15 protein-coding genes are annotated in these 17,972 nt (G+C 47.2%); 10 read left to right on the top strand and 5 right to left on the bottom strand.

Translation table 11 applies throughout. The features are described 5' to 3' along the window. Positions 1-48: 48 nt before the first annotated feature. From QUA50_RS05510 to QUA50_RS05495, 4 genes are all read right to left on the bottom strand, one after another. Entirely contained in the window at positions 49-1,692 is a 1,644-nt protein-coding gene (locus QUA50_RS05510; protein ID WP_333263913.1) for a 2-isopropylmalate synthase, read from the bottom strand. Between the two features lie 343 nt (positions 1,693-2,035). Beyond that, positions 2,036-2,557 carry a LabA-like NYN domain-containing protein gene (locus QUA50_RS05505; protein ID WP_006633075.1) on the bottom strand — a complete coding sequence of 174 codons (522 nt, stop codon included), beginning with the start codon at positions 2,555-2,557 and terminating at the stop codon, positions 2,036-2,038. A gap of 338 nt (positions 2,558-2,895) precedes the next feature. After that, on the bottom strand, positions 2,896-3,546 hold the full coding sequence (locus QUA50_RS05500) for a response regulator transcription factor (protein WP_333263915.1): 651 nt from the start codon (positions 3,544-3,546) through the stop codon (positions 2,896-2,898). A gap of 651 nt (positions 3,547-4,197) precedes the next feature. Continuing rightward, positions 4,198-4,623 (bottom strand): ferredoxin, encoded by a 426-nt coding sequence (locus tag QUA50_RS05495; RefSeq protein ID WP_333263918.1) that lies wholly within the window; start codon positions 4,621-4,623, stop codon positions 4,198-4,200. Between the two features lie 258 nt (positions 4,624-4,881). On the opposite strand from QUA50_RS05495, the gene groES reads away from it, so the two are divergent. The 8 genes from groES to QUA50_RS05460 all read left to right on the top strand — a co-directional run bounded on the left by groES (position 4,882) and on the right by QUA50_RS05460 (position 9,789). Then, positions 4,882-5,193 carry a co-chaperone GroES gene (gene groES / locus QUA50_RS05490; protein WP_006633072.1) on the top strand — a complete coding sequence of 104 codons (312 nt, stop codon included), beginning with the start codon at positions 4,882-4,884 and terminating at the stop codon, positions 5,191-5,193. Between the two features lie 138 nt (positions 5,194-5,331). Then, a complete protein-coding gene (gene groL, locus QUA50_RS05485; RefSeq protein WP_015174510.1) occupies positions 5,332-6,975 on the top strand; it encodes a chaperonin GroEL in 1,644 nt (547 codons plus the stop codon). A 441-nt stretch (positions 6,976-7,416) separates the two neighbouring features. After that, positions 7,417-7,596: a DUF6888 family protein gene (locus QUA50_RS29210; RefSeq protein WP_442923273.1), complete on the top strand. Its 180-nt coding sequence runs from the start codon at positions 7,417-7,419 to the stop codon at positions 7,594-7,596. Then, complete coding sequence (locus QUA50_RS05480; RefSeq protein ID WP_333092181.1) at positions 7,593-7,805, top strand: DUF6887 family protein; 213 nt, start codon at positions 7,593-7,595, stop codon at positions 7,803-7,805. Before QUA50_RS29210 ends, QUA50_RS05480 begins: the two co-directional genes overlap by 4 nt. Positions 7,806-7,898: 93 nt before the next feature. After that, positions 7,899-8,258 carry a hypothetical protein gene (locus tag QUA50_RS05475; protein ID WP_333263921.1) on the top strand — a complete coding sequence of 120 codons (360 nt, stop codon included), beginning with the start codon at positions 7,899-7,901 and terminating at the stop codon, positions 8,256-8,258. Between the two features lie 27 nt (positions 8,259-8,285). Further along, positions 8,286-8,612, top strand: a complete 327-nt coding sequence (locus QUA50_RS05470) for a hypothetical protein (RefSeq protein ID WP_333263924.1) — start codon at positions 8,286-8,288, stop codon at positions 8,610-8,612. Between the two features lie 89 nt (positions 8,613-8,701). Further along, positions 8,702-9,364, top strand: a complete 663-nt coding sequence (locus QUA50_RS05465; RefSeq protein WP_333263927.1) for a glutathione S-transferase family protein — start codon at positions 8,702-8,704, stop codon at positions 9,362-9,364. Beyond that, positions 9,361-9,789: a hypothetical protein gene (locus tag QUA50_RS05460; protein ID WP_333263930.1), complete on the top strand. Its 429-nt coding sequence runs from the start codon at positions 9,361-9,363 to the stop codon at positions 9,787-9,789. Before QUA50_RS05465 ends, QUA50_RS05460 begins: the two co-directional genes overlap by 4 nt. 265 nt (positions 9,790-10,054) lie before the next feature. Here the strand turns inward: QUA50_RS05460 and QUA50_RS05455 are convergent, their stop codons facing one another. Next, entirely contained in the window at positions 10,055-10,978 is a 924-nt protein-coding gene (locus QUA50_RS05455) for an SH3 domain-containing protein (protein ID WP_333263933.1), read from the bottom strand. Between the two features lie 1,123 nt (positions 10,979-12,101). Between QUA50_RS05455 and QUA50_RS05450 the strand changes: the two genes are divergently transcribed. Both QUA50_RS05450 and QUA50_RS05445 read left to right on the top strand, forming a co-directional pair. After that, positions 12,102-12,983: a glycerol acyltransferase gene (locus QUA50_RS05450; protein ID WP_333263936.1), complete on the top strand. Its 882-nt coding sequence runs from the start codon at positions 12,102-12,104 to the stop codon at positions 12,981-12,983. 850 nt (positions 12,984-13,833) lie between these two features. Further along, positions 13,834-16,932, top strand: a complete 3,099-nt coding sequence (locus tag QUA50_RS05445) for an MFS transporter (RefSeq protein WP_333263938.1) — start codon at positions 13,834-13,836, stop codon at positions 16,930-16,932. The last annotated feature ends 1,040 nt before the right edge of the window (positions 16,933-17,972 follow it).

Raw genomic sequence — 17,972 nt, 5'->3', positions numbered from 1 at the left:
GCGTTCGTCTGCGGTTTTTTTCAAGAAAAATGGCTGACAGTAAATTTATCAGCGCTGTGCTTTTGCCACAACTTGATTTCCGATCGCAGTTGGCTGTTGGGAGGATTTTTCTTCAGCACTATGCTGCAATGCCTGATACAGGCGATTTAAAGCGCTGATGTATGCTTCGGCGGAGGCTACGATAATGTCGGTATTTGCTGAGTGGCCGGAAAATACTTTGCCTTCGTGGCGCAAGCGAATTGTTACTTCGCCGATCGCATCTATGCCCGCTGTCACCGACTGTACAGAAAACTCGATCAACTCGTTCGGGACATTGACAACTCGGTTAATTGCCCTGTAAATCGCATCCACAGGCCCGGTGCCGATCGCAGCATCGGTCAATTCTTCGCCCGCCGGATTCCGCACCGTTACGGTTGCTGTCGGGCGAGATTTGTCGCCGCAGGAAACTTGCACCAATTCTAACCGGAAAAGTTCCGGTGCTTGGTGCGCTTCGTTATTGGCGATCGCCTCTAAATCCCAATCAGTAATCTCTTTTTTCTTGTCCGCCAAATCTTTGAACTTGACAAAAGCCTTATTTAGCTCATCGTCTGCCATTTCAAAACCCAACTCTTTCAAGCGAGTGTGAAATGCGTGGCGGCCGGATAATTTGCCCAAGACGATTTGATTTTCCGTCAAGCCGATCGACTCAGCGTCCATAATCTCGTATGTCCGCTTATTTTTGAGCACCCCGTCTTGGTGAATTCCCGACTCGTGGGCGAAAGCATTTGCCCCGACAATCGCCTTATTTGGCTGCACCAACATCCCAGTCAAATTGGAAACCAAGCGGGAGGTTTTGTAAATTTGGCGCGAGTCAATATTTGTCAGCGGTTCCTCAGAATCCGCAGCCCGGCCCAAGAACGGATTATAATATTGGCGCCGCACGTAAAGCGCCATTACCAACTCTTCGAGAGCCGCATTTCCCGCCCGTTCGCCAATCCCGTTAATCGTGCATTCTAACTGTCTGGCGCCATTTTTTACGGCTTCCAAAAAGTTAGCAACAGCCAATCCTAAGTCATTGTGACCGTGCACCGAAATAATTGCGCGATCGATATTCGGCACATTTTCCTTAATTCCCCGAATCAAAGCCCCAAATTCGCTGGGAGTCGTGTAGCCGACAGTATCGGGAATATTCACAGTAGTCGCACCCGCTGCGATCGCCCGTTCCAGAACCTGATACAAAAACTCCGGTTCCGATCTGCAAGCATCTTCCGGCGAAAACTCCACATCATCCACAAAAGACTTAGCGTAAGCCACCATTTCCGGCACAATTTCCAGAACTTCAGCCCGCGTCTTTTTCAGCTTATACTCCAAGTGAATATCGGACGTAGCCAGAAACGTATGAATTCGCGAATTTACGGCTGGTTTCAGAGCCTCGGCTGCTGTTTTAATATCTTCCTTTCTCGCCCGTGCTAAACCGCAAATTGTCGGGCCATCTTCCGTTCCCACCGATCGCGCTATTTTTTGGACGGCCTCGAAATCTCCCGTGCTGGTGAAAGGGAAACCCGCTTCTATCACATCCACGCCCAATCTCGCTAACTGGCGGGCGATCGTCAGCTTTTCATCCACATTCAGAGATGCACCCGGAGATTGTTCTCCGTCCCGCAAAGTCGTATCGAAAATAATAATCCGGTCTTGACTTGGTTGAGTTTTCATAGCTCTACAAAAGTGTTTTCCTGATTTTTACTTGTCCGTTTGTCTGGATTTTTCGCTTCCAGTCAGTCGATTTTAGATTTGAGATTTTAGATTTTAGATTTCCTCCACAGATGAATCTGGGAACTTTAACCTTAGTCTAAAATTTTGGGCTACTGGCGGCTCCTATCGGAAAGCAAGTATGCGTTTTTGGGCGGGGGCACCAGTCCCGTGTTTCGCGCCAATCACGAATAATTAATAACCCATAACCCATAACCCATAACTAATAACTACTAACTACTGACTACTGACTAATGACTAATAACTACTAACTACTGACTAATGACTAATAACTACTAACTACTGACTAATAATCCATCTTCTCGATATGTTCCCTAATTTCATTTAGGTCTATATACCTATCTGTAGCATTTCGTAACTCTCTAGCAATCATTCCTTCGGTTGATACCACAGTAATATGAGTATTTTTCGAGCGGAGCAGCTCGATCGCCCGCTCAAAATCCCCATCCCCGCTAAACAGCACTACTTGGTCGTATTGATCCACGGTATTAAACATATCAACCACAATTTCTATGTCTAAATTAGCTTTTTGAGAATATCTGCCCGAAGCATCGTCGTAATATTCCTTAAGAATCTTAGTGCGAACCGTGTAACCCAGACTGATCAAAGCATCTCGAAATCCCCTTTGATCTTGGGGGTCTTTCAGACCCGTATACCAGAAAGCATTAATCAAGATGACATTCGGCTGCGAAGTTTTGAAATATTCGAGCACCCTGCGAGGATCAAAAAACCAACCGTTCTTTTGTTGAGCGTAGAACATATTGTTCCCGTCCACAAAAATAGAAAGGCGGTTCATTAAGTTTGTCATAGAAACTTAGACCTAATAATTGTAGAAAGAAGTTAATCTAAATATCACATTTTAGCAACATGGAGCTAACTGAGGCAATAGATTAGACTTCAGAAAACTCCATCTCCCCAGTATTTCATATTTTCGGCTCTACCGCCAGAGGGTTCTTTTAACCCTGCTTGCATTTGAGCGAGGGGCCCTCATAAACTAGACGCCCAGTAACTCAATACCGACTGCCGTGTCAAGGTTAATGGCGCCTTCAAACTACCGCGCCCACCGCCCTACCGCCAAGCAGGCATACGCCCAGCGCATAGCAGTAGATTTTGCTCCCCTGATTTCATAGCGCCGACTACCTCCGCTCAAGCCTTTTTGCTTTCAAGAGCCCAGCGGGCTAACTCTGTCCGGTTGTGCAGACCTGTTTTGCCCAGCATATTGCTGACGTGGCTTTCGATCGTCCGCTGGCTGACATTCATCACGTCTGCGATCTGGCGGTTTGCCATACCCTGCGCTAGCAACTGTACCACCTTTAACTCAGTGGGAGTCAATTCGACATTGCGGCGCGCCTTAATTTTTGGGCCACCCTCCATACCGGGATTTGAGTGGCGAATCAAGCGGGATGCTGCTTTCAGAGAAGATTCCACTTGGGCTACCAGTTCTTCTGGTTCAAAAGGCTTGACTATATAAACGTCAGCGCCAGTGCTCAAGCCTTTTACTCGGTCTGAACTTTGACCTTTTGCGGACAAGAAAAGAACCGGAATCCAGCTCGTGCGCGGGTCTTCTCTGATGTGTTTGACTAAAGTGTAGCCGTCCATTTCCGGCATCATCACGTCGCAGATCATCAAGTCGGGAACTTCTTGTTCTAGTTTTTCCAGAGCGTCTCTGCCGTTTTCTGCTGTAATGACGTTGTAACCCCGAAACTCCAAGTAGTCTTTGACCAGCAAGATCAAATTGGGGTCGTCGTCAACCAGCATCAGCCGTTTTTGTTCTCCTGAATTATTGTCCTTTGTCATGTTTATTCCCGCTAAAGTATCCCGCACACTTCCTTGTTTTCACTTCTGTTTTTTCGGTCAGCCCCCCGCCACCCGGCTGGGAGTGGAGGACGACGATCGACTGAAGGGATGGCGGTGAGGGAAAGCGGGGCGGGTATTACCGCTTTCCAACCTATAATCGACGGCTGTTTGTGAGTGTCTTGCGACCTGGAACGCAGCCAAAACCAGTAATGGACGATCGCCCTGTCAAGATCGGCCTTGATTGATTGGAGATTCCCTAACAGAGCGCAAGTTAAATATCTTTAATCTCGATCGGTTCAATTTCAGGTTAATGCCCCGGTTTTAAATGATACTTCTGATATAGAGAAATTTAAGCAGACTCCCTACTTACGTATTTAACTGTTTCTAGTGTAGTTTGGCAACCTGCTTAGTGTCGGCCACTGAGAAATTTTTGCACAAAATTTCACAGTTCCTCCGACCGATTTTTTTTACTGTACCTTTTGAGAAACACCATGAACACGGGAAGCCGCACCAGCAAGACAAGAACCTAACTACACTTTTATTGAGCTGTAGCAGGTGCGATCGCCCGGACGCGAAACTGTCTCAAATTCTCACCCTTAACCTTAAATTTAACACTTTACCTATAACCCTGTACTTTAAACAGCGCTACACTTAAATGTTTGGCTGGGTCTGTGCAGGCACAGGCAAAGGATGAGTCAAGAAAGCGTATTCTTGAACTACCTTTGAGTTTAGGAGATGTTCCTGAATAATTCTCTCAATCACGGGTGGAGTAACGTCGCGATACCACACTCCGTCTGGATAGACTACCATAATCGGGCCAGACGCGCACACTCGCAGGCAATTGGCTTTCGTGCGAAACACGCAGGTTGGTCGAGTGGCACTTGGCTTGTCCAACCCCAATTCTTGCAAGCGTTTTTTTAAGTAATTCCACGCCTCCAGACTGGTTTGCCGATCGCAGCACTTGGGCACGGTTTGGTCGGCACAGATAAAAATATGCCGCTCGATTCGATCGACTCCCAGGCTTTGGACGCAAGCGCTCAAGCCTTGGCTGCAAGATTCCATGTTATTTTCTGTCATTGTCTTCATCAATCAAAAGTAATTGGTTAGCGGTATAAAGTCATCACCACAGCCTCCACTCCCCCTTCTCCTTCCCTCCTACTCATGCTCGGTTCGGGAACCCGTACTGACAACTAAGTTGCGATCGCCCCTTTCTAGAGCTAAATTAGCACTCAGGAGTCGAGAGTGCTAATATGTCAGTTGTAAGTAGTCCGCTGTTGCTTTCATCGTGACCCCTGACGACTGACTCACGACAATCTGTAATCTGGAGATTTATTTATGGCAGCAGTATCACTGAGTGTTTCTACCGTTAAACCGTTAGGCGAGCGCGTGTTCGTAAAAGTAAGCGCTAGCGAAGAAAAAACCGCCGGCGGCATCCTTCTGCCCGACACAGCTAAGGAAAAGCCCCAAGTAGGCGAAGTCGCGGCCGTGGGCCCCGGCAAGCGCAACGACGACGGCAGCCGCACTGAAATGGAAGTAAAAGTCGGCGACAAAGTTCTCTACTCGAAATACGCCGGCACCGACATCAAACTCGGCACAGACGAATACGTCTTGCTAGCCGAAAAAGACATTCTGGCGATCGTTAACTAATTAATCATTAGTCATCAGTCCTTAGTCATCAGTCATTAGTTTAAAGCGAACGCCGCCAAACAACTAATGACACGGGACAAATGACTAAAATCCATCATCCCCAATCCAAAATCTCAAACCCTCTCATCCCCAAAAACTATGGCTAAGCGTATCATCTACAACGAAAATGCACGTCGCGCCCTCGAACGCGGTATGGACATTTTGGCCGAAGCAGTGGCAGTAACCCTCGGCCCCAAAGGCCGCAACGTGGTTCTCGAAAAGAAATTCGGAGCTCCTCAAATCGTCAATGACGGTGTTACCATCGCCAAAGAAATCGAACTAGAAGACCACGTAGAAAATACAGGCGTTGCCCTGATCCGTCAAGCAGCTTCCAAAACCAACGACGCAGCAGGCGACGGTACCACAACTGCTACCGTTTTGGCTCACGCAATGGTCAAAGAAGGCCTGCGTAACGTAGCAGCCGGCGCAAATGCGATCGCCCTCAAGCGCGGTGTTGACAAAGCAACCACCTTTTTGGTAGAAAAAATTGCCGAACACGCCAAACAAGTAGAAGATTCCAAAGCCATCGCTCAAGTCGGCTCCATCTCTGCTGGTAACGACGATGAAGTCGGTCAAATGATTGCCAACGCAATGGACAAGGTGGGCAAAGAAGGCGTGATTTCCCTGGAAGAAGGGAAGTCTATGACTACCGAATTGGAAATCACCGAAGGGATGCGCTTCGACAAAGGCTACATTTCTCCCTACTTCGTCACCGACACCGAACGGATGGAAGCGATTCTCGAAGAACCCTTCATCTTGCTGACAGACAAGAAAATCGCTTTGGTACAAGATTTAGTACCTGTGCTCGAACAAGTAGCTCGTTCCGGCCGCCCGCTGTTGATCATTGCAGAAGACATTGAGAAAGAAGCTCTAGCTACTCTCGTTGTCAACAAACTGCGCGGTGTGTTGAACGTGACTGCTGTTAAAGCACCCGGTTTTGGCGATCGGCGCAAAGCCATGTTAGAAGATATCGCCGTATTGACCGGCGGTCAACTAATCACCGAAGACGCCGGTTTGAAACTGGAAAACACCAAGCTCGACATGATCGGCAAAGCCCGCCGCATCACCATCACCAAAGACAGCACCACAATTGTTGCCGAAGGTAACGAAGCCGCCGTCAAGTCCCGCTGCGAACAAATTCGCCGTCAAATGGACGAAACCGAGTCTTCCTACGACAAAGAGAAGCTGCAAGAACGTTTGGCCAAATTGGCTGGCGGCGTCGCAGTGATCAAAGTCGGCGCGGCTACCGAAACAGAAATGAAGGATCGCAAACTGCGTCTTGAAGATGCGATCAACGCTACCAAAGCTGCTGTAGAAGAAGGAATTGTCCCCGGTGGCGGTACAACTTTGGCTCACCTGACTCCTCAATTGGAAGAGTGGGCTAACAGCAGCCTGAAGGGCGAAGAATTGACCGGTGCTTTGATTGTGGCACGGGCTCTGGCTGCTCCTCTGAAGCGGATTGCTGAAAATGCTGGTTTGAACGGCGCTGTGATTGCTGAGCGCGTCAAAGAAAAGCCGTTCAACGTTGGTTTCAACGCAGCGACAAATGAGTTTGTCGATATGTTTGAAGCTGGTATCGTTGACCCTGCGAAGGTGACTCGTTCTGCTCTGCAAAATGCCGCATCTATTGCTGGTATGGTGCTGACAACCGAGTGCATCGTCGTTGACAAGCCTGAACCGAAGGATGGCGCTGCTGCTGCTGGCGCTGGCGGCGGCATGGGCGGCGGCGACTTCGATTACTAATTAATCGATCGTTTGATGGGGCGGGCTTTAGGGCCCGCCCTGTTATTTTGATAATTGTTACAGAACGGAACGTGATAGTTTCTCATCATTCCGCTCCTCAATAATTCCACATATTGAGAACCCAGGAAATTCTTGACATTTTCAACCAGAAGTTTTAGGATAGAACCAAAGCAATAATTAAACACAATACTGTAACCCTTGCCGGGGCGGATCACCGCCTCGGCTTTTTGGGTTTTTATGGCTTTATTGCGATATCTTTTCGCTAAGTTTGGCTTGCTTTCCCGCTGGGAAAAAAATTTTCAAACTTCTCCGGTCGGAAGTCACAATCGTCAAGATAAAGCCCTGGGTACTGTGGGTGGAATGGGTCACGTTAAAACCGCAGGTCATAACCCAATGGCCAAACCCTGCGTTCAATTTAATTAAAAATTCAGGAATGCTAAAATGAACTTGCCAACTGCTGAACAAGGCATCAGATGTGTCATACTATGTCAATCCTTAACCAATACATTCACCCCTGTTTTCATTGTCCGCCTAGACGAGCGAACAGGTCATCTATTTATATTGGCAGGAGATAATATAGAGATAGAAATCTATCGCAATGGTTTGTGGAGGTTTTTGTGAGCGAGCCTGAATTTAATAGGATGACTAAAATAGAGCTAAGAGCTTATGTCATTGCTCACCCCAATGATAGAACAGCGTTTCATGCCTTTGTTGACCGTTTTACCTCTGAAGCCTCAACCAAGACGTTTGACCTCCCGAAATCAAGTGCTGAAGTTGAGGAAGTTGATATCTTGGTTAGACAAAAATTAGAGCAACTGAAGACGAGTTAGCTCTAAAAAAGCGATCGCCCCTTGCCTGAAATGGTGAGGGATTTTTTTTTCTGCGATACAATCAAGACAGCACTTAAAAATCGTGATTGAAACATGGTAACAAGCTTAAATGTATTGCAATCCCAACCATCTAGCCAATTGAAAGTGACACTCCTGTTAGAAACTCTATCATCAGGACAGGTTTCTGCTTCTGTTTTCGAGTTTCCGCACTGTCGAGTTGAAGCAGCAACTCGGGAAGAAGCCATTACCCAACTTCAAACCACATTGTTAGAAAGACTTAAGCATATTGAAGCTATTTCCTGGGAAGTACCGATTCAGGCTTCAGAACCCACTTGGATGCAATTTGCGGGTGTGTTTAAAGACGAGCCAGATTTTCAGGAAATTATGGACGAGATTCGTGCCGAACGTACCTCTGACGATGACTCTGAAATCGATCCCTCATACTACCTGTAGAGGTGATTTATAGGATAGTAAGCTAACATGAATCTATCATTTAAAGATTTAAGGTTTATTATAGAAGCCATTGAACATCAAATCAATGCCTATCAAGAACGTTTGCAAGTAATTGAAGATGTAGATGAGGATGAGGCTGCCGATCTAGGGAATGATATTAAATTTTTAGAGCTACTCATCGCAGACATGACGACAAGTTTAGAGCAGCATAATGAACGGGAAAAGATCGCTTATGAACAAGCGCTATCTGAAGCCTTAGAAGAGACTTTTGCAGAGTGGGAAACTAGCGAGGCGATGACGGCGGAGGAAGCCTGTAAACGGATCAGAGCAATTTCATATCAAGCTCTCGAATAAGTTTGAGAGAAGGCAGCAAAAACTGATCCGCCTAAGTGCACAATCAAAATGTGGCTTTTATTACCTCTCAATAACCAGGCACACCAATTATGAAACTTTATCACACTCCCATTTCCCCGAACTCCCGCCGCGTGTGGATCGCCCTCTTAGAAAAAAACCTCGACTTTGAATTAGTAGAAATCCACTTGGACGGCGATCACTTGCAGCCAGACTTTATCGCAATCAATCCTTTTCACCGCATCCCTGTTTTGGTCGATGATGACTTCACAGTCGTCGAGTCTCTAGCAATTCTTGACTATCTAGAAACGAAGTATCCCGAACCGGCAATGCTGCCAAAAGAACCGAAAGATTTGGCAGTTGTGAGGATGGTAGAATTGGTCACAGTTAACGAACTTCTACCGCAACTTTACCCGCTAAGCAGTGAAAAAATGGGACGGGGAAATCCCCAAGCGCAGGAAATCGCAAAGGCTAAGGAAAAAGTCAATACTGTGCTGACATTCTTTGAAGGCTTGTTGGACGATCGCCCTTTTTTCGCTAGCAACAGTGTCACGTTTGCCGAGTGCGTTGCCGGCACCGTCGTACCCTTGCTATCTTGGGTTGATGTCTCCACCGACGGATATCCCAAAATTCAAGCTTGGTGCGATCGACTGCTTGCCCGCCCCTCATGGCAGCAAACTCAATTCACCGAGGCAGAGTTGGCGGCTTTCGCCTCTCGCAGACAAAAATTTCTGGCACAATCTGAAGCCTCATGAACAAATCAACTGTCAAGCGATCGCTCTTTTTCCTAGCTGTTTTCGCCTGCATCCAAATTCCCATCGCAGCAATGGGGCAGCCCACAGCCCGATCGAACTACGAATCAATTAACGTCAAACAGTTCCTGGGCGATCGCAAAATTACCGTCTCCAACCCCAAAGATATCGCAGTAAAACTCTTCAGCAGCGACAGAGAATCTGAAGGCAGAAAAAGCGACCAAATTTCAGTTGAATATCCCACGCGAGAAACAGCAGTAATTGTGCATACAGTCGTCGGTTTAGCTGACGATTCTGTGGCTGCAATGCGGCACCGAATCGAACTCAGACTCAGGCAAAATAAGTGGGAAATTGTCTGGATTGGCCGACAATCGAAGTGTCAACCAAATCGCGGACACCAAAATTGGGCAAGCGGCCTCTGTAGGTAGAAAGGTCGATCGGCTTTTTACTTAAATTGATTCACCCCGCCTTCGTTGCCAGGAAAGAAGCTAGGACTTGACGCAACCGACGATCGAAAACAGAAGCTGAGAAATATCCGCTACCGCTGCTTATTCCTGATAGAAATAAGTTATTCATGCGTAACTCCAAGAAGCAATCTGAGTTCCGCATTGTTCCCTGGCTGCGCGACAATCTTAAAACTATTTTCGGTGTCGATCGCTCTTGTAGTCAAAAAGAGCGATCGAATTCACAAGTTTACTTGCACATGATCAAATTTCCAGCCGAGATGAATCCGGGCACAGGGCCTGAAATCTCAACCCAATTGCGGTTTTCTCCATTCTTATCTTTCACTAACTGGAAATTCGGTACAAGCGTTACTTGACCGTTAGCCGGTACACCACCTTTAACCGCAGCAGTCCTTGAAGGCTCAGTGCGGATAGCTAGACCCCTCGGCGCTACGCGAGGTTCTACTTGGCGGCACAGACTTACTGGGCCCGTTGCAGGCGCTGGTGCGGGCGCTGGTGCTGGTGCGGGCGCTGGTGCTGGTGCGGGCGCTGGTGCGGGCGCTGGTGCGGGCGCTGGTGCGGGCGCAGGCGCTGGTGCGGGCGCAGGCGCTGGTGCGGGCGCTGGTGCTGGTGTTGCTGCGGGTGTAGGTGCTGGTGCGGGCGCTGGTGCTGGCGCTGGTGCGGGCGCTGGTGCTGGTGCTGGCGCTGGTGCTGGCGCTGGTGCTGGTGCTGGCGCTGGTGCGGGTGCAGGAGTTTGACTAATTGTGCACGAACCTAAATTACTTTCGTCGTTGGGATATCCGCTAGCTACATACCCTGTGACGGGAGCGGTAATTTGAATCCAGAGGCGACCGTCGGAGGCTTTAACAGAAGTAGCGCCTTGGGACAGCGTTACCTGAGTGTTAAGTCCTACCCCGCCCACTCTAGGGGATTTTGGGTCTGGGCTCTGGCGAACGGTCAAACCTTCTTTGGGAGTGACTTTGCGACAAAGGTTGCCAGCCTGGGCTATTTGAAAGGTGGCGCTATCTTCAAAGGAAATATTTTCAGCATCTTGACTGACAGTGGATGTTGATGGCGCGGCAACACCGATGGCATTCGCTTGCAAATTTCCGGCTGCGATCGCGATCGCGCCCAGCAATGCAGCGGGTTTGTTCCAGTAACTCAAGTTTTTCATCCGTTCAACTCCTCACTTAACCACAATCATTATCTTAATTGCAGGTCAATATAGCAAAAAAATCGATTTGTCTTCCACAAAAAAGCTTTATATAACTTTTTTACGACCGCAAGTCAAGTTTAATTTATATAATTTAATGTTTGGTGAGTTGAGCGAAGAGACATAAAGCTGCTACGCCTATAAATGGCTCATTATGCCACAGTGGCGGAGGGAGAAGGTGAGAGTGTCCGAGTCGGGGAATGGCAGACGGGAAAAGTAAACAGTTAAGTGTTTAAATGCCGGACTGTTTACTAGGAATGCAAGTCATTTGTTGTGTTCGTTAAACCATTTAGCTGTTAGTTGTTGCAGTTGAGTAATATGGGGCTACATTTCATGTGAATTCTTGGCAATTTCGAGAGCGAGATTGTGCTGGAGATAGTCCCAGATTCTGAGTGACAGGCGATGGGCGCGATCGACCCCATCGTCGTAGTGGGGCGTCACAAGCCGGAGACAGTTATTCGATCGCGCTGACATAACTCCACTGTCGATCGTACCTTACTTAAAATTGTGGCAAACAGCGGAAATCCCTAGCCTTGACCCGATGGCTTCCAAAACGGAAACTTATCGGCTTGAGGCACAGTTGTGTTTTTGTGGCTAAAGCCGCCCCGCCATCAGCGACAGTTGCTGTAGCTGTTTCCAAACGGTTTTGTTCCTGTGGAGACAACCAGCACAAAACCTCCGAACAAAAGCAGCCCCTCTAATCAGAAACCAAATATTTGCGCCAATTCTGATTTAATTATCTTGCTATAGCAATCTTAAATGAGTGGTAAAATTTTTACCCCACCCCCACCCTCCCCGATGTCTTGGGGAGGGAGTAAGAAATTCACAAATGATGCGAGGATTGCTATATAGCAACTGCACTCGATGTTTATGAGGTTTTCAATTGCTAAAACTAATGCGGTAGATTCCCTCGGAATGGGAGCATATTAATGATAGGAAAAATCTTTTCTTCGCAGGGCGATCGGGATGAGCGCACGCACAAGGAGAGGAAAATCCCAACTAATCTCCTCCCTTCTTCCTTCTGTCCCAAATAACTAAAGCCTTCTCTCTTCGAGAGTTAAAGCTTGCTTCCTTCTGCTATATAATGACCAAAGCGTTAAATATTTTTCCAGTGACGAAAACTCCTAACAAAAAAGACGGCAAATCCTCTAAATATCCCTTTGACGGTCTATCTTTAGACGATCGCAATCCCGAATTCATTCAGCTTTTGTTGCCAATCTGGGAATGGCTGTACCGCTACTATTTTCGCGTACAAAGCGACGGCTGGCACCACGTCCCCGCGAGCGGAAAAATGCTAGTTGTCGGTTCTCACAACGGGGGACTCGCTGCTCCAGATATGTTTATGTTCCTATACGAATGGTTCCGCAGGTACGGTACTGAACGCTTGGCCTACGGATTGATGCACCCCACGGTTTGGCAAGTTTCTCCTGATGTTGCTAGCATGGCGGTTCAGTGTGGAGCCCTCAAGGCGCATCCGAAAATGGCGATCGCAGCTTTGCGAAAAAATGCCCCAGTTCTCGTCTATCCGGGTGGCGCCCAAGATGTTTTTCGCCCCCACCACTTGCGCGATCGAATCTACTTTGCCGGACGCAAGGGATTTATCAAATTAGCATTGCGAGAAGAAGTACCAATTTTACCAATTATATCGCACGGTGCTCACGATACTTTGATAGTTTTGGCAGATTTGTACGAACAAGTTAAACAATTGCATGAATGGGGGATGCCGTGGCTATTTGGCATCGATCCGGTGGTATTGCCGGTGTATTTGGGATTGCCTTGGGGATTGAGTATTGGGCCTTTGCCAAATCTGCCTTTACCCGTGCAAATTCGGACTCGCGTGTGCGAACCGATTGTATTTGAGAGGTATGGTTCGGATGCGGCGCGCGATCGCGATTATGTTGATGCTTGTTTCGACCGAGTTACCGCCCAAATGCAAGAACAATTAGATTGTTTGGCTGGCAAGTGACAATTGCACAACTCTATATTATTCTCGGCTGCAGAAACCGATTTTTTTTACAACAATATAGCGTGAAGCGCGAGGGATATGGGTAAAAAAATGGTTTCTTGACTCCTGTGGGTAAGTCGTCACTACAAACATTTTTTGCCATAAATCTAATGATTTATTTCAAAAACATAAAATTGGGGTACCCAGTCGAATTTTACCCATCTTAATTACGTGAAATACCCAAAAATCGCAGTCGCACAAGTCACGATTTTCTAATCCCGGTTCAAGCAGACATAATATCAGGTTAAATAAATGCAGGTGAATAGGATTTGATCGGCGTTTATCTCCTTTCATCGGCGGTGAAAAAAGAGAAGTGGCAAAACTAAGGAATGAGAATTAAATAATTTCCACAAGTTTGTGGGACGGGCCCGACGCCCATCCCACAATAACAATTAAAATTGTAAGTTATTTAATTCGCGATCCTAACCTGATTCTGTATAAACTCTCGATCTTAATTCTGCCTTCTGCCGAAGGGTGAGAAATTGCCCGATCGCCTTCAGCGCAATACTGGGAGAAAAAAGTACCGCCGGCGACTCATTCATGTACATAACTTGTCTGGGCTTCTGTACCAACTCTTAATATCGATCGACCACAGATTCTCCTCTGCGATTATTTTAATCAGACTTACATACCACAAATAGCCCTAAAGTGACAGCCTGCCGCAGACATATTTCTACACTTCCAACTGTAGGGGGATGCTTTAGCTCGACAATAAGGCGATGCTTGCCATTGGGGGCATGACTCTAAAACTATACAATGGTTAACTTGCGCCAATGAGCGCGCGCACCCACTCCTTAACGAGGAATATACTATGTATCAAAATTTGCCAATAAATCCACAACTGTATAACATCTGGTACTGGCTGGCCCAAGTGCCAGTAGACCAGACTACTACAAACACAGCAGAAGACGCAGCACTCCTCTATTCCGGGCCGCAATTTTTTATCGCCTTGATAGCTGGAGTCGTACTCGCCTGCGCTTTCCAACTCTTGCTAACAAATTTATCAGTAGCAGCCGGCCTTTCGTACATGGGACAATCCCACGACGACGACCACCACTCGGATAGCGGCAGCCCCCCAGTCCGCCACATTGGCAGAAAAGTAGGCACTTGGACGCTGATTACCGTCACCATCGCCCTATTCTTTGCTTGCTTGCTTGCAGTAAAGCTCAGCTTGATTAGCAGCCCCGGTTTAGGTGCGATCGTCGGTTTAGTCGTCTGGGCTACCTATTTCTCAATGCTTGTCTGGGTGAGTTCCACCACCGTCGGTTCCTTGATCGGTTCCGTCGTCAACACCGCCACATCAGGCTTTCAAGCCATTGTCGGCACTGCCGCCTCGGCTATCGGTGCCAAAGCAGCCAGCAACCAAGTAGTCGCCACAGCCAAAGCAGCAGCAGCAGCAGTGGGCCACGAACTCGGTAGCGCGATCGACCCCACAAGCTTGCGAGAAAACGTCGAAGACTACATCCAAAGCCTCAAACCGCCAGAATTAGACATCAAAGGGATGCGTAGCGAGTTTGAAAAATTGCTCAACGATCCCCAACTAAAAACTATTGCAGCCGAAAATTTGCCAAATCTCGATCGGCAAACTCTCGTAGATTTAGTAAGTTCGCGATCGGACTTATCCAAACGCGACGTAAACCGGATTGTAGACCAACTTCAAGATGCTTGGAAACAAGTAGGAAAACAAGGGCAGCAATCAGACGGCATCGCCCAATTAGTAGACTATCTCAAATCTGCAAAATCGGGAGATTTGGTCTCAGATAAATTGGCAAGTAGGGTAGAAAAAGCCCTCAGCAATCTGGGCGGTCAAAATTCTGGAGAAAACCCGACCATGATGTCCCAAGCAACGACAATGGCAGTCAATGCTTTAATGGGAATAGTATTGGGTCGCACGGATATTTCAGACTTGGATGTTGAAAAAGTAGTCGGTCAGCTCAAAGAAGCTAAAGACAAAGTTACCCAGCAAACTGATAAAATTACCGCTCAAGTCAAAGGCGAACCCGTAACATACAGCCCTATTCGTGCGGACGTAGAAAACTACCTACTCAACACTTATTCGTGGCAGATGAACCCCCAAGCCATCGAGCGCGAATTTCGGGAAGTTCTCTACGATCCTACAGCAGACCCCGGAACTGTGCGCCGCGAATTAGAAAAACTAAAACAGTCTAATTTTGCCGAAATCTTGGCTAGTAGAGGTGTTTTTACCCAAGACAAAATTAAAGAAATTTCCCAGGAATTAGAAGCAATTAGACAGCGAGTTTTACAAACCGCGATCTTTGCAGAGGAGCAAGAAAAAGCTCGCGATTTGCAGTGGCGGTTGGAAACTTATTTGAAGCTGACGCCGAAAGAAGAATTGACAGCAGCCGGTATCGGGAGCGATTTCAAAAAAATCTTAGAGGATTCCGACGCTAGTTACGAACAGTTGCGCGATCGGCTTTCTCCTTACACCCGCGACAGTTTCGTGCAAATTCTCCGAGGCCGCGAAAATTTCGGATTCCAGGAAGTAGAACAGATTGTTCAAGAGTTAGAAAGGACGCGAGATGTAGTTTTAGCAGATGCTAAAGGTCTGCAAGAAGCAGCGCAAGTCCGACTAGACAACCAGTGGCAAAGAGTGCAAGAATACTTGAAGTCTACGGGCAAAGAAGAACTCAATCCCGAAGGCATCAAGCGCGATTTGAAAACGCTGCTGGACAACCCGGAAGCGGGAATGTGGGCGCTCAGAGCTAGAGCTTCTAAGTTCGATCGCCAAACTTTGGTAAAATTGCTATCTCAGCGGAAAGACCTCAGCGAAGACCAAGTAAATCAGCTTCTCGACAGCGCCGAAGAAAATTGGCACAGCGCGGTACATACGCCGCAAAAGTTGGCAGAAAAAGCTAAGGATCAGTACGACCAAACCACCACCGCCCTTGCAGATTACCTTCGCAAGACTGGCAAGTCAGAACTCAATCCTGAAGGGATTCAGCGGGATTTGACAAAACTGCTGGAAAATCCAAAAGAAGGAGCTTTAGCGCTGCGCGGCCGCCTGTCTCAAGTCGATCGCGATACTTTGGTAAAACTGCTTTCTCAGAGACAAGATTTGAGCGAGGAACAAGTCAATCAAATTATCGACCAAGTGCAGGAAACTCTCGGCTCGATTGTGAAAGCGCCCCGCCGTTTGGCAAAACGGGTGCAAAGCCAAGTGCACGATTTTCAGAGTGTTTTAGAAGATTATTTGCGTAATACGGGCAAGGATGAATTAAATCCCGAATCCATCAAGCGCGACTTGCAACTGCTGCTGCACGATCCGAAAGTCGGTGCATACAGTTTGGGCGAGCGGCTGTCGCACATCGATCGAGCTACAGTTGTTTCTCTGCTGTCTCAGCGGCCGGATATTTCTGAAGCAGAAGCCAATCGTATTGTCGATGGAATTTTGTCGGTGCGCGACGAGTTCGCAATGCAAATTCAGAAAATACAGGAGGGTATTCAGTCGGTAATTGACGGGATTCTCGGAAAAATTCGGGATTACCTCAATTCGCTCGATCGCCCTGAACTCAACTACGAAGGCATTACGCGGGACGTGCGGAAGTTATTTGACGATCCGCAAGCCGGATTTGACGCTTTGCGCGATCGGCTGGGTCATTTCAACCGCGATACTTTAGTAGCACTCATCAGTTCCCGCGAGGACATTTCCGAAGCAGATGCCAACCGCTTGATCGACCAAATTGAAAGAAGTCGCAACAGTGTCTTGCAAAGAGCAGAACGCTTGCAGCAAGAGGCGCAGCTTCGCCTCGAAAGCATCAAACTGCAAGCCGAAAAACAAGCCGAAGAAACTCGGAAAGCAGCAGAAGTTGCCTCTTGGTGGCTGTTTTTCACGGCTCTTTCTTCGGCCGCTGCGGCTGCTGGCGCCGGTGCTTTAGCCGTCATCCGATAAACAAGACTCAAGTTGCGATCGGATTGCAGATAGTGCCTGATATGAGTTTCTACTGATATCAGGCACTAATGATTAGTAAGCTGTCACGCATTTAAATTGCATATTCAGGGCGGGTTCTTAGGCCCAACCCCTACTCCCCACAAGACGCTTGATTATTTTTTGACATTCTATTTAAATGCACAATAAGCTGTTGCGCGTTTAAATTGCATATTCGGGACGGGCTCGCGTGCCCATCCCACAAGAGTTTGAGTGATTTTTGACACGCAATTTAAATGGAGAACAGCTTAGCTTAGGAATGAGAATCAAATAACTTCCACAAGTTTGTGGGATGGGCTCTTAGGCCCATCCCACAATAACAATTAAAATTGTAAGTTATTTAATTCGCAATCCTTAAAGGATTTGATCGGGAAGTGGGAACGGGTGTATTTAATTTTTTGGTATTGTTTAAGGTTATTGGTACGCCCGCTCCTATCGTTTTTTTGAAGATGGTAAAAACTGTAAATTCATCCATCTTAATTAGCAGTTTTGATTCATTCAAAATAGATAAGTGAAAATCTTAATTGGGGAATTTCCAGATTTTCAATTTTATTTGCTTTTCTAAACTATAAATCTGCGGATCTTAATTAACTCTGCTAGATAATTTTTTTTTCAGTTACGAACGCGGTTCAGGCTTCGACGCTGAATTGGCTTTTCGGTTCATTCCACAACTCCTGCAAGGATTGCTAGAGAAGGACAAAAATCAAAAAAGCTGGTGGAATGAGATTTTTTTGGCAGGCAAAACTCGACGCGCCAGTCCGCTATCTGCTCAATATTTTTTACGTACAATAATAGTTAGGGTTCTCCACCCAGCACGCCTGTTCTCCCAACCGCCCACCTCCCTGGCTGCGTCAGTATCAAACGCGAATTGTTTTGAGTTGGATCGGCGGTTTATTTTGAAGATGCCGATCGTCAGGTTATAACTTGTAAGGATCGCGAATTAAATAACTTATAATTTTAATTGTTATTGTGGGATGGGCGTCCCGCCCGTCCTTAAAAGACGG

Source organism: Microcoleus sp. M2_D5, assembly GCF_036701935.1.
GTDB lineage: Bacteria > Cyanobacteriota > Cyanobacteriia > Cyanobacteriales > Microcoleaceae > Microcoleus.
The sequence above is the reverse complement of the archived record's forward strand: the minus strand, read 5'-3'. Positions and strand labels throughout refer to the sequence as shown.